Raw genomic sequence first — 11,944 nt, forward strand, 5'->3', positions numbered from 1 at the left:
CCGCTGATTCCGCCGGGGGTGCCGGTGGTGCGTTCGACGAGGGTGTCGGCCATGATCTGGGCCCGGGACCGGGTTTCCCCGGAAGAGGAGCGGAGGGTGTCGGCGTGCCGGGACAGGGCCGCGTGCACGGCCACGCCCTGCGCGACGGGGAGCAGGGCGGTCAGATATGTCATGGTGTCCGGTGCCGGGCGGAGGCTGACGTGCCGTTCCGCCGCCGCGTGGCTGGCGCGCTGGGTGACCGAGCGCGGGTCCCGGCGGTAGGCCGCGGTCCGGGCCGCGGCGATGATCGCCCGGTCCCCGGCGCCGTCGAAGGTCCCGGTGTCGGCGGCGAGTTCCTCGTCCACCGCGGAGCGGTCCTCGGCGGCCAGGCAGGCTGTTTCCTTCACGAGCAGGGTCGCGCGCCATTCGTTCAGCCGGCCGGTGTCSAGKGCGGCGAGGGTGTGCGGCATCTCGGTCACGAGGGCCTTCGCGAGGCCGAAGAGCCGGGATCCGCGGGCGGGGGATTCCCGCCGGGCCAAGGCGACCTGCGCTCCGACGCCGCGTCCCTGTTCGTCAGCCGGGACGCCCAGGTCTTTCTCGGCGCTGCGCTGGGCGGCATCGAACGCGACGGCGATCCGGGCCTGCGCGGCGGCGGCCGCCGACTTCAAATCCTCAAGGGCACGCAACTGGTTTATCAGTTCAGTATTGTCGGTGCTTGGCCGGAGGGACGTAACGGCGCCGAGTAGTTCCTGTATTTGGACGCGCGGGACGGCACCATCCGGGCCGGCCTCCGGACGCGCGCCGCCTGAAGGCGCGGCTGATCCGATCAGCTGTGTTCCCCGAATCCCGGCCATAACCAAAGCATTCCGGAGGGGTACGACAGTAAGAGGCCGAAGAACATCTGCCCGCCGATAGACCCGCAAATCGGCAGAACGCCCCCGGCCTCCAGCGAAAGCTATCCCGCCACCAACTCAACCTCGTAACCGTCGGTGTTCACCAGATAGGCGGCGTAGTGGTCGGGGCCGCCGGCGTGGGGGTATTTGCTTTCGAACATCTCGTACCAGCCGCAATCGGCGCCGAGCTCCCGGAGCCGGTCCACGTTCTCCTTCGTGCCTGCGTGGAAGGCGAGGTGGTTGAGGCCGGGTTCCGTCCTGCGGTGCGTGCTTCCGGTGATCGCCGCGGATTGTTCGATCACAATGTATGTGGCTCCGAGTTTCCAACTGCAGCCGTCTGGCCACTCTTGGAATTGTTCGTAGCCGAGTTCGGCCAGCAGCCAGCCCCATTCCTCTTGTGCACGGGCGATGTGCGGCACCCAAATCTCGACGTGGTGCAGCGAACCCACTGGAACTTCAGCCATGCCGTGAGTCTACGTTTGCCTGAGGCCCGCCGGAATGCCCGGCAACTCCACTACGAATGCCGCGCCTCCCTCAGCAGCCGTGCGAACGCTGATGCGCCCACCCAGCCGCTGCACGATCCTCGCGGCGATCGACAAGCCCAGTCCGCTGCCCACGGGCCGTTCGCCGCTGTACCTGGCAAAGAGCGCACCGCGTTCAAACGCGACGGCGGCATCCGCCTCCGTGAGCCCAGGTCCGCCGTCGCGCACTTCCACGGTGAGCCCGCCGCCGGAAGGATACGCCGCGAGCACCACGGGAGAGTCCTCCGGCGTCACGCGCAGCGCGTTTTCCAGCAAACCGTCCACCACTTGGCGCAGCCGTTGGCCATCGCTACGGATGGGCAATGCTCCAGCAGGCAGCTCGAGCCGCCCCACGATCCCGCTTTGAACGCACACGGCCTGCCAGGCCTGCCAGCTCTCCTGCAGGATCAAAGATGCATCCACGGGCTGAAGTTCTACGCGGAAATCGTCGGACTCAAGCCGCGCCAATTCCAAGAGATCGCGGACGAATCTGTCCAGCCGATTGGTTTCAGCCACGAGGGTCTGCCCGACGCCGCTCACCTCGGCTCCGCTGATCACGCCGTCGGCCAAGGCCTCGGCGTAGCCCCGCAGCGCCGTGAGGGGTGTCCGGATTTCGTGCGAAATGGAGAGCAGGAATTCGCGTTGGCGCCCTTCGCTGGTCCGGAGGGCGGCGTCGAGGGCGGCCAGCGCCTGCGAAACCTCCACCACCTCGGCTGGTCCGCCGGGCACCACCGCGACGGCTCGTTCTCCGGCCGCGAGCCGGTGCGCTGATTGCGCGGTGCGCACCAACGGCCGGCTGAGCCATTGCGCCAACAAGCCGCCAGCCACGATGGAGAACACGAGGCCGGCCGCGAGGGCGATCAGCATGCGGCTCAGCAGGGGAGCGGCGGCCGCGCGGATCTCGGACACAGGCTGCGCCAGCACCACGCCACCACCTGCCGCAACGGGCCGGGCTTCGAGGACCACCGTGTTTTGCGGACCGTCCACGGTCCTGGATACCGACTTTCCGGCCAACACATCCGCCACGGTCTTCGCATCCACCAACCTGGCGCCGCCACCTGTCACGCGGCCGTCAGCGCTGATCGCAGCGAGCCTCGCGCCGTGGGTCAGCAGATCGGCGCGGAGGTCCTGGAGGCTTCCGAGGCTGGTTTGTTTGCTGAGGGAATCGGCCTCGACTGCGAGATACTTCTTCGCTTCGTCAACCGCCGTGGCGTTCACCAGTTGGGCGGCCAAAAGGCCGGCGAGCACGACGGCGACAGTCGCGACGGCGGCAATCACCGCCGTCGTGCGCCCTGCCAGTGTGCCGAACCAGCGCCTCACGCTGAATCCCCGGAGGACGACGCAACCGCCGAGTACCCGACGCCGCGGCTCGTCGCGATGGGGGAGTGCTCGCCGAGTTTGGCGCGGAGCTGTGCGATGTGCACATCAACGGTCCGTCCCGCGGCATAACTTGCCTGGCCCCACACAGCCGAAAGCAGCTGCTCGCGCGAAAAGACGCGGCCAGGATGGGCCATGAGATAGGCGAGGAGGTCGAACTCGGTGGCGGTCAGCGTGATTTCGGCCGTGCCCGCGCATGCGGTGCGGTTCAGCGGATCCAGTTCGACGCTGCCCAGCACAAGCGGTTTGGGCCGCGGCGTCCCTTCGGTCCGGCGCAGCACCGCCTTGACCCGCGCGACCAGTTCAGAGGGCGAAAACGGCTTGGTGAGATAGTCGTCGGCGCCCAACTCCAAGCCAAGGACGCGGTCAACTTCCTCATCACGGGCAGTCACGAATAGGACAGGAGTCCAGTCCTCCGCCTGCCGCAATTGCCTGCAGAGTTCGATCCCATCCATGCCCGGCAATCCGACGTCGAGAATCACCGCGACCGGTTTGAGCCGCCTGATCTGTGCCAGCGCGGAAATCCCGTCGCGCTCCACATGTACGCCGAAACCGGCGCGGCTCAGGTACAGGCGCTGGATATCGGCGATTGCCTGTTCGTCCTCGGCAATCAGCACCAATCCGCGGCTGTCTTCCATGCGTCCATTCAACAGCAAGGACGGACGCCCCGGAGCATCCGTGGCCGGTGACAGGGACGGTTTTACATTCCTCGAACATTCGCCGAACAATCAGTTCATGCGGCCGGACGAGAGTGTTGTGAAGAGAGCTGGCGGACGGGCCGCCAGCCGGAACAAAGGACACTGACCATGGACAACACCGCCCCGAACTCCAGTACCCCAACTCAGCGGCGCAAGGGCAGCAAGGCCCGCACCGCCGTCGTCGGCGTTCTTGCCGCCAGCCTCCTGCTGGGCGGTGGGGTGCTTGCCGCCAATGCGGCGAGCTCGCCCAGCGCTACAAGTACGACGGCGGCTGCCACCTCCCAGCCCACGGCGACGGCTGCCGCGGCCAAGTCTGCCCTGGCACGGCATCCGCTCGCGGCCGCCCTGCGGTTCTTCGTGAACGGTGACAGCAGCAAGCCCAACTACGGCCAACGCGCCGCGAAGATCGCCACCTTCATCCTGGACAAGCGCCCGAAGCTGGCCGCAAAGCTTCCAGCGGCGTTGCAGGCCGACCTGAAGGCGCTGAAGGACGCGGCGGACGGCGACCGCGTGGCGAAAGCAACCCACATCAAGGACACCGCACTGAATGGCGGCTATGGGCCGAAGATCCAAGCGCAAGCCAAGCGGATGCAAGAGCAGAAAGCGGACCGCAAGGCCTGAGGCGCTGCCTAGGCCGGGACTTCCGAAAGGTCCCGGCTAGGCTCCGCTTCCGCAGGCGTGCCGAGAGGCTCGCTGTCGAACGGCATCTCGTCGAGGTCGATCAACGGGTTGGTGTCCTGGGTGGCCACCAGCTCGCGAGCCTCCGCCTGGGTGTCCACGCTGGGCATGGAACCCGGGAGCGGGCGCTGCGCGGATTCACGCAGGAAGTAGATGGCGACGGCGCCCACGATCGAGGTTGCCATGAGGTAATACGCGGGCATCATGTCGTTGCCGGTGCCCTGGATCAAGGCAGCGACGATGAACGGCGTGGTGCCGCCGAAGATCGCTACGGAGAAGTTGTAGGCGATCCCCATTCCCCCGTAACGGCTTGAGGTCGGGAAGAGTGCCGGCAGCGCAGAGGCGAGGTTGGCTATGTAGAACGTGACCGGGAAGGCGATCAGGGCCAAACCGGCAAGCGTGGACCAAATATCGCCGATGCCGATCAGCAGGAATGCCGGAATGGCGAACACAATGGTGCTGATGGCGCCGATCCACAGGACGGGCCGGCGGCCGATCCGGTCGGAGAGCTTGCCCGTCAGCGGGATGCAGACTGCCATGATGACCAACACGGGGATGGTCAGAAGGGTGCCGTGAACGGGGTCGTAGCCCTTGGACTCGGTGAGGTAGGTGGGCATGTAGGAAGTCAGCATATAGCCCACGGTGTTGGCGGCCGCAGCAAGGATCATGGCGAGGATGATCTGGCGCCAGTAAGCCTTGACGATGCCGATGGGGCCCTTGGCTACTGCGGCATCGCCCGCTGCGGCGTCCGCGGCGAGTGCTTCCTGGGCATCCAAAGTGGCCTGGAACTGGGGTGATTCCTCGATCTTGCTACGGAAGTACACGGCGATGACGCCGAGCGGCCCCGCGATGAGGAACGGCAGCCGCCAGCCCCAGTCCTCCATGGCCGATTGGCCGAGGGTGAGCTGCAGGATGGACACGAGGGCCGCACCAAGGGCAAAACCGATGTACGAGCCCATATCCAGGAAGCTCGCGAAGAAGCCGCGGCGCTTGTCCGGAGCGTATTCGCTCACAAACGTGGTGGCGCCGGCGTATTCACCGCCCGTGGAGAAACCCTGGATGAGTTTCAAAATGACCAGCAGTGCCGCCGCCCAGATGCCGATCTGTGCGTATCCCGGTAGGAGCCCGACGGCGAAGGTACTCGCCGCCATCAGCAGGAGTGTTGTGGCGAGCACCTTTTGGCGACCCACCTTGTCGCCCAGCCAGCCGAAGATTACACCGCCGAGCGGCCGTGCCACGAAGGTTGCGGCGAAGGTTCCCAGCATGAACAGGGTCTGCACGGACTTGTCGGCCTCGGGCAGGAAGACAGGACCCATCGTGGTGATGAGGTAGCCGAAAACGCCGACGTCGTACCATTCCATGGTGTTTCCGACGATCGTGCCGCCAAGGGCTTTTTTCAGCATGGGCTGGTCTACGACGTTGACGTCGGATACTTTGAGTCGACGGCGTGTTGGAAGTTTCAATTTTGAGGTACCGCGTGGTGCGGTTTTGCTCCTTCCAGCGGCGTTCCTAGCGCCTGCTGGAGAGTCAGTGATGCTTTGGTCTATGGGCATTTGGGCCGCTCCTAGGGGGGTCATTTGCTTGCGACGTTTAGCTGCCGCGCTCTGGGCAGGGTTTCAATTTTACGCGAGTTTCGCCGAAACTAAGAGTCGGACTCCCAATTTTGGGCGCTCGAAGGCGCCTTTCGGGCCCAAATGTCTGACATCCAAATGCCGCCCACAGCCCCGGAATCACGCGGATTTTGGGGCGTTTCGTGGCTGCGTTACCAAATTTTTTGGTTCAGGACCACGAAACGCACAGTTTGCTGATCATTTTCGGTGGGTTTACCGTAGTTTTCCGAGCACCATCGTGGCATCGAATTCTTCGGAATGGACCACCCTCGCGGAAAGCCCGGCGAGCTCGAACAAGGCGGCCGTCGTTGGGGCCTGGCGGACGCTCGTTTCGATCAGCAGATGACCCCCTGGAGCCAGCCATAACGGCGCCTCCCCAGCTATCCGGCGGTGCACGTCCAGGCCGTCCGCGCCGCCGTCGAGCGCTATGAGCGGTTCATGCAGACGCGCCTCCGGCGGCATCATTCCGATCGAGTCCGTGGGCACGTACGGGGCGTTGGCTACCAGTACTTCCACGCGGCCGCGAAGGGTCTCCGGGAGGGCCGAGTACAGATCGCCTTCATGCACTTGTCCGCCAGCAGGCCCGATGTTGCGAGCGGCGCAGCGGATCGCGACTGGATCGACGTCGGCAGCGTGCAGCTCGATGCCGCCCACTGCGGCCGCCAGTGCGGTGCCGACGGCACCCGAACCACAGCAAAGATCGACGACGACGGCGCCCGGCCGGGCGATGCGGGCCGCCTCCTGGACGAGGTACTCCGTGCGGCGGCGGGGGACGAACACACCCTGGTCTACGGCAATGTGCTGGCCGCAGAACTCAGCCCAGCCAAGGAGGTGTTCGAGGGGCAGCCCCGAGACGCGCAGTTCGACCATCCGGTCGAGTTCCCCGGGAGCGTGCGCCGCAGCGATCAGGAGCTCGGCCTCGTCTTCGGCGAAGACGCAACCGACCGAACGGAGCCGGGCCGTGATGGCGGAATGGGAAGGCTGGAACGTGCGTGCTGACATGGGAGAGCCTTTCGGGATACCGAGGGGTGCTCTCCGGGCCATGCTAGCCGAGAGCGGACGTGGAGGCGACGCCCGAAGCGCGCTCCGGGAAAGTCAGGGTTCACAAACACGGTCTGGAGTGTCTAGGGTGGGTTCATGGGAACACTGATTTTTGAATAGACCAGCGGGTCCTGGTTCGTCGCAGATGCTGGCTACGCCACTGCTGACGTTGATCCGACGCCGTTGAGTTTGAACCGACAAAAATCCATGCCTGTTGAGGCTTCGCCTCCGCGCTGTTCCTGTTGCTGCTATTTGGACCCTGGGTCTCGCAGAGGACGTCGCAGTCCCGAGGACCTCCTCCGGCAAATCAAGAACTTTAAGGAGTCCACTGCATGACACCGAACGCACCCGAAACCAACGCCGAGCAGGAACCCGCAGAGCAAGCGGCGGCCGTGCAGGAAACTGACGCCCTGGCTGCAGGCATCAAATCGAAACTGACTGACGCCCAGAAGGAAATGCTGGCCCGCAAGTCCAGGGGTGGCGCCGGGGCAGGCTGGCAAAGCACCGGAAAAGGACACAAGCCAACCCAAGCGAGTGGCAAGCAGGCCAAGTCCGAGAAGAAGGTCCGCTGGTAGATCCTGCTGAGGAAGTTCCTACAGACAAGCGGACCGCTCCCACCTAGTATGGAAAATCCCTTCGTTTCACTGCAGAAAGGAAGAACAATGGCTGCGAAGCACGTTGCGCAACAAATCGACTCCGAGGTCGCAAGCCACTTGGTCGAGTCCATGGATAAGACAACCATGCCGGCCCCGGAAACTGTGGCCATGACGCTGGCGTCGAACCAAGGACCATCCTGGCCGGACGGCAGCGGCAAGGCCAAACACCCCAAGGACCGCGGTGCCAATCATGGCCGCGTCGGGCAGCAGGCTGCGGTCACCGCGGTCCACCGCACCAGCCGTCCTCAGATGCCGCACTCGTCCTAGAAATATTCGACACAGAAAATGCCCTGCGCCCCGGGAATTCCGGGGTCGCAGGGCATTTTCCGTGTCGCAGGTCCGTTCAGGGAGCGCGCTCGACGTCGTCGGGGGACTTGTCCGGCCGCCACCCGCGCCAGACGGGATGGCGCATCCTCTCGGTGCCGGTCCAATCGCCGAACGTCACCTCTCCCACGAGCTCGGGGGAAACCCAGTGGGCGCCGCGCGCGTCCTCGGCGGGGATGTCGTGGAAGGGAGAGTCCGGGCGATCGAGCCCCTCCAGGCGCTTCAGGATGTCCCGCAGCTGCCAGTCCTTGAAGCCAGTGCCTACCCTGCCCGCATAGCGCAACTTGTCGCCGTCGGGGATCCCCACGAGCAACGCGCCAATGGTCCCGAGCCTCGCGCCGGAGCCCGGCCGCCAACCACCTACCACCACCTCCTGCATGCGTTCCAACTTGAGCTTGATCCAGGACCTGCTGCGCCGCCCCGGCTGGTACCGGCTGTCGGCGCGCTTGGCCATGACGCCCTCCAAGCCAAGCTCGGCGGCGCTGGCCAAGAGGTCGTCCAGATCATGCTCCAGCACTTCGGAGATATGAATGGGGGAGCCTTCGGCCGGCATATCGGCATGGAAGTCTGCCAGCCGGTCTCGGCGCTCGCTGAGGGGCAGGGAGGTGAGGTCGGCGCTGCCGTCTTTTTCGGTAGTGTGGCGGGATCCGGCGTCGTACAGGAGATCGAACAGCATCAGCTGCACGGGGACCCCGGCCCGGGCGCGCTCGACGTCGCCTGGCTTGTAGAGGTTCATCCGCTTCTGGAGCAACTCGAAGCTGGGCCGGCCGTTCTTGCTGAGCGCCACGATCTCGCCATCCGCCACAAAATCGTGGTGCGGCCAGTAACGCGGATCCGCCAGCTCGGGGTAGGTGGGCGTCATGTCGATCCCGGAGCGGCTCGTCAGCCTGATCTTGCCACGCGATCCTGAAACGATGGCCCGGAAGCCGTCCCACTTGAGCTCGAACAGCCAGTCCCCGTCCGCCACATCGGCGGTGGTCCCGGACGTCGCGAGCATGGGCGCGTAGCTGGGTGTCCCGTTCGATTGGTGCGCGGCCTCAGGCAACAGCACCGTCCTGTGGCCCGGTTTGTCCTTCATCAGGTGGATCAGCCACTGCGACGGCGACTCTCCCGTGTGGATGAGTGCGAAACGGCGGGTGCCGTGCAATCCGCCGCCGGGCTTGCCGGTGAGGGTGGCGATGACTTCCTTGCCGTCGCGCCATTTTTCGCACTCGAACTCTCCGCTGTCCCAGATGCTGACAGTCCCGGCGCCGTATTCGCCCTTCGGAATGATGCCAGTGAACTCCGCGTACTCCATCGGGTGGTCTTCGGTCCGTACGGCCAAGTGGTTCTTTGCCGGGGTGTCCGGCACTCCCCTGGGCAGCGCCCAGGACGCCAGGACGCCATTGTGCTCCAGCCTGAAATCAAGGTGGAATCGGCGGGCATGATGCTCCTGGATGACAAAGATTCCGCCGGGAGGGTTGGGCTCTGCATCAGGCTGGAGTGGGCGCGCACCGGGTTGATGCCCGATGGCGGGAAACGGTTCGGGCGTCCGTTGCGGGTCGCGCTTGTCCACATAGCTCGCCAGCCGCGGGTTCACGGCGGTGGCCTCGCCGCCCGAGGTGCCCCCGACGGCGGTGGCCTCGCCGCCCGAGGTGCCCCCGACGGCGGTGCTTCCGGCCGGGGTGCGCTGGCCTCCCGGGCCGGAGGCGCCGTCGTCGTTCTTGCTTTGCGTGCCGCCGGAGCGCTTGGAGCCGTTGCCTGTGTGCGCGGGCGTATGCCCGGACTGCCGGGCGGCCACCACGGCGAAGGGGTCTTTCCCGTCTTTGACGCGCTTCATGACGGCCGTGAAGTCCAGATGTTCAAGCTTGGGGGAGGCGAGTTCCCGCCACGTCCTGGGAGCAGCCACCATGGGGTGGGCGCGACCGCGAAGGGAGTACGGGACGATGGTGGTCTTGTTCCCGCTGTTCTGGCTCCAGTCCACCAAGACCTTGCCGTTGCGCAGGGTCTTCTTCATGTCGCTGACCACAAGGTCCGGGTGGTCAGCCTCGAGGGAGCGCGCCAATTCGTGGGCAAACGCGGAGACCTGCTCCCATTTGCGGGTGCCATCCAGCCCGGCGTAGAGGTGGATCCCCTTGCTGCCGCTTGTCACAGGGACGGGATCAAGGCCGATGTCCTGCAGAATGCTGCGCGCCAGCTTGGCGACTTCAACGCATTCGGGGAGGCCCGTGCCCGGGCCGGGGTCAAGGTCCAGGACCAAGCGGTCGGGCGGCAACATGGTTCCGTCGGCGTCCACTTGCCATTGCGGCACGTGGATTTCCAAGGCGGCGATCTGGGCCAACCAGGTGAGCGTAGCGAGGTTGTTGACGAGCGGGTAAACGTTGCTGTGGTCCCTGTGCTGGATGGTGACCCGGGGAACCCACGACGGCGTCGAGTCGTCCAGGTTCTTCTGGAAGAACATCTGCCCGGGACTCTCCGTGGTCCCTACTCCATGTACCCAACGCTTGCGGGTGGCGGGTCGGTTAGCGGCGGCCGGGATCAGGAATGGTGCCACGGCGGCATAGTACTCGAGCACTTCGGCCTTGGTGGTGCCAGTCTCCGGGTAGATGATTTTGCCCAGGTTGGTGAGCGTCAGCTCGTGGCCCTCGACGTTGACGCGTTCCTTTTGGCTGGTTGCCACCTCTTCACCTCCGCCTTGTTGTGATGTTCACTTAGTGCATGAGGGCCATATGGAAGGGTTCTATCGCGTTCGGGCTGGTCAACGTGCCTGTCAAGCTCTACAGCGCCACCGAGGACCACGATGTCAGTCTTCACCAGGTCCACAACAAAGACGGAGGCCGCATCCGCTATCAACGGAGGTGCGAAATCTGCGCCTCTGTTGTGGATTACGAGGATATCGACAAGGCCTACGAAGAGGAAGGCCGCACTGTGGTGCTGTCCGCCGCGGATTTGAAGTCGCTGCCCGCGGAGAACAGCCGTGAAATCGAGGTAGTGGAGTTCGTTCCGGCCGAGCAGTTGGACCCCATCATGTACGAGCGGCCCTACTACCTGGAGCCCGATTCCAAGTCGCCCAAGGCCTACATGCTGCTCCTGCGGACCCTGCAGGACACCGAGCGCGTGGCCATTGTGCAGTACGCCCTCCGGCAGAAGACCAGGCTCGCTGCGCTGCGGGTGCGGGGGGACGTGCTGATGCTGCAATCCCTGCTCTGGGACGACGAAGTCCGCGAGGCCAACTTCCCGTCGCTGGAGACCGACGTCAAGATTTCGGACAAGGAGCTCGAGATGTCCTCTGCGCTGGTGGACTCCATGGCGCGCGACTTCGAGCCCGAGCAATACACCGACAACTACCAAGTGCAGTTGCGCCAACTCATTGCGGCCAAGTTCGAAAAAGGCGACTCCATCGACACCGAGGAGACCTTCGGCGTCACGGCAAGCGAAGGCGAGGGCGGCGAGGTCATCGACCTCATGGAGGCCCTCAAGCGGAGCCTCGACAAGAAGCGCGGCAAAGCGTCTGCTGGATCGGCCGCTGAGGAGCCCGACGACGGCGCCACCGCCAAGGCGGCCAGCAAGCCCAGGGCGAGGGTCAAGAAAGCCTGACGCGCCGCCGTCGTGCTCCCCGAAAACTGGACATGTCCCTTGCACGAACRCCGTTCCCACGAACGCCGCTCCCACGAACAAGGGACATGTCCCTTGTTCTGGGCGAGGGGTGGGCATAATCCCAATATGTCCACTCGTGGGCCCGGGCGGAGGGCATGTCCCTCCGGGATTCCCGGAGCGAGGACTGGACATGTCCCTTGCACGAACGCCGCTCCCACGAACAAGGGACATGTTCCTTGTTCTGGGCRAGGGGTGGGCATAATCCCAATATGTCCACTCGTGGGCCCGGGCGGAGGGCATGTCCGGTGGGTGGTCTAGTGGTTTCGCAGCGCTGAGATCAGCTCGGCCTTCTTCTTGCTCGAATACCCTGTGACGCCCAGTTCCTTGGCTCTGGACTTGAGTTGCGGCACGGTCCAGTCCTCATAGTCGCCCGAGGTGCCGCCACGCCGGCCGATTTCCTTGCGGCCTTCCTTGGCAGCGGCATTCGAGATCCTGGCGGCCTTTTCCTTGGATGCGCCATCCTCGCGGAGGGTTTCGTAGAGCTCGGGATCTTTGAGGCTGGGATTTTTCTTATTTGGCATGGGTTCCTCC

General features: G+C 65.0%; 12 protein-coding genes. 4 read left to right on the forward strand and 8 right to left on the reverse strand.

The features are described from left to right. The 4 genes from AC1DLO_RS19925 to AC1DLO_RS19940 all read right to left on the reverse strand — a co-directional run. Nucleotides 1-833: DUF222 domain-containing protein (locus AC1DLO_RS19925; RefSeq protein ID WP_476914577.1), on the reverse strand; the 833-nt coding region annotated here is incomplete at its 3' end. 101 nt (nucleotides 834-934) lie between these two features. Continuing rightward, on the reverse strand, nucleotides 935-1,336 hold the full coding sequence (locus tag AC1DLO_RS19930; RefSeq protein ID WP_184740767.1) for a VOC family protein: 402 nt from the start codon (nucleotides 1,334-1,336) through the stop codon (nucleotides 935-937). Nucleotides 1,337-1,345: 9 nt separating this feature from the next. After that, nucleotides 1,346-2,713 (reverse strand): sensor histidine kinase, encoded by a 1,368-nt coding sequence (locus AC1DLO_RS19935; RefSeq protein ID WP_476891508.1) that lies wholly within the window; start codon nucleotides 2,711-2,713, stop codon nucleotides 1,346-1,348. Beyond that, the gene (locus AC1DLO_RS19940) at nucleotides 2,710-3,408 is read right to left on the reverse strand and encodes a response regulator transcription factor (protein ID WP_476891509.1); all 699 of its coding nucleotides are present in this window, start codon (nucleotides 3,406-3,408) and stop codon (nucleotides 2,710-2,712) included. The genes AC1DLO_RS19935 and AC1DLO_RS19940 overlap by 4 nt, the downstream gene beginning before the upstream one ends. A gap of 168 nt (nucleotides 3,409-3,576) precedes the next feature. Here AC1DLO_RS19940 and AC1DLO_RS19945 point away from each other — a divergent pair, with 168 nt between their 5' ends. Beyond that, the gene (locus AC1DLO_RS19945) at nucleotides 3,577-4,089 is read left to right on the forward strand and encodes a hypothetical protein (RefSeq protein WP_476891510.1); all 513 of its coding nucleotides are present in this window, start codon (nucleotides 3,577-3,579) and stop codon (nucleotides 4,087-4,089) included. A gap of 8 nt (nucleotides 4,090-4,097) precedes the next feature. On the opposite strand, the gene AC1DLO_RS19950 is transcribed toward AC1DLO_RS19945, so the two are convergent. Both AC1DLO_RS19950 and AC1DLO_RS19955 read right to left on the reverse strand, forming a co-directional pair. Continuing rightward, nucleotides 4,098-5,699 carry an MFS transporter gene (locus tag AC1DLO_RS19950; RefSeq protein WP_476891511.1) on the reverse strand — a complete coding sequence of 534 codons (1,602 nt, stop codon included), beginning with the start codon at nucleotides 5,697-5,699 and terminating at the stop codon, nucleotides 4,098-4,100. A 270-nt stretch (nucleotides 5,700-5,969) separates the two neighbouring features. After that, nucleotides 5,970-6,758 (reverse strand): putative protein N(5)-glutamine methyltransferase, encoded by a 789-nt coding sequence (locus AC1DLO_RS19955; RefSeq protein WP_476891512.1) that lies wholly within the window; start codon nucleotides 6,756-6,758, stop codon nucleotides 5,970-5,972. Between the two features lie 371 nt (nucleotides 6,759-7,129). Here AC1DLO_RS19955 and AC1DLO_RS19960 point away from each other — a divergent pair, with 371 nt between their 5' ends. Both AC1DLO_RS19960 and AC1DLO_RS19965 read left to right on the forward strand, forming a co-directional pair. Next, complete coding sequence (locus AC1DLO_RS19960) at nucleotides 7,130-7,372, forward strand: hypothetical protein (protein WP_221451586.1); 243 nt, start codon at nucleotides 7,130-7,132, stop codon at nucleotides 7,370-7,372. 87 nt (nucleotides 7,373-7,459) lie between these two features. Continuing rightward, on the forward strand, nucleotides 7,460-7,720 hold the full coding sequence (locus AC1DLO_RS19965) for a hypothetical protein (RefSeq protein WP_184740773.1): 261 nt from the start codon (nucleotides 7,460-7,462) through the stop codon (nucleotides 7,718-7,720). Between the two features lie 76 nt (nucleotides 7,721-7,796). Here AC1DLO_RS19965 and AC1DLO_RS19970 read toward each other — a convergent pair whose 3' ends face one another. Further along, a complete protein-coding gene (locus AC1DLO_RS19970; RefSeq protein WP_476891513.1) occupies nucleotides 7,797-10,436 on the reverse strand; it encodes an ATP-dependent DNA ligase in 2,640 nt (879 codons plus the stop codon). 38 nt (nucleotides 10,437-10,474) lie between these two features. Between AC1DLO_RS19970 and ku the strand changes: the two genes are divergently transcribed. Continuing rightward, nucleotides 10,475-11,353: a non-homologous end joining protein Ku gene (gene ku, locus AC1DLO_RS19975; protein WP_476891514.1), complete on the forward strand. Its 879-nt coding sequence runs from the start codon at nucleotides 10,475-10,477 to the stop codon at nucleotides 11,351-11,353. A 314-nt stretch (nucleotides 11,354-11,667) separates the two neighbouring features. On the opposite strand, the gene AC1DLO_RS19980 is transcribed toward ku, so the two are convergent. Continuing rightward, entirely contained in the window at nucleotides 11,668-11,934 is a 267-nt protein-coding gene (locus AC1DLO_RS19980; RefSeq protein ID WP_476891515.1) for a DUF7218 family protein, read from the reverse strand. Nucleotides 11,935-11,944 lie beyond the last annotated feature (10 nt).

The organism is Arthrobacter sp. 01T419 (assembly GCF_056398865.1).

Bases quoted from the DNA above. Each gene is read 5' to 3' on its own strand.
- AC1DLO_RS19930 (WP_184740767.1), bottom strand. From the start codon at position 1,336: ATGGCTGAAGTTCCAGTGGGTTCGCTGCACCACGTCGAGATTTGGGTG.
- AC1DLO_RS19940 (WP_476891509.1), bottom strand. From the start codon at position 3,408: ATGGAAGACAGCCGCGGATTGGTGCTGATTGCCGAGGACGAACAGGCA.
- AC1DLO_RS19945 (WP_476891510.1), top strand. From the start codon at position 3,577: ATGGACAACACCGCCCCGAACTCCAGTACCCCAACTCAGCGGCGCAAG.
- AC1DLO_RS19950 (WP_476891511.1), bottom strand. From the start codon at position 5,699: ATGCCCATAGACCAAAGCATCACTGACTCTCCAGCAGGCGCTAGGAAC.
- AC1DLO_RS19955 (WP_476891512.1), bottom strand. From the start codon at position 6,758: ATGTCAGCACGCACGTTCCAGCCTTCCCATTCCGCCATCACGGCCCGG.
- AC1DLO_RS19960 (WP_221451586.1), top strand. From the start codon at position 7,130: ATGACACCGAACGCACCCGAAACCAACGCCGAGCAGGAACCCGCAGAG.
- AC1DLO_RS19965 (WP_184740773.1), top strand. From the start codon at position 7,460: ATGGCTGCGAAGCACGTTGCGCAACAAATCGACTCCGAGGTCGCAAGC.
- ku (WP_476891514.1), top strand. From the start codon at position 10,475: ATGAGGGCCATATGGAAGGGTTCTATCGCGTTCGGGCTGGTCAACGTG.
- AC1DLO_RS19980 (WP_476891515.1), bottom strand. From the start codon at position 11,934: ATGCCAAATAAGAAAAATCCCAGCCTCAAAGATCCCGAGCTCTACGAA.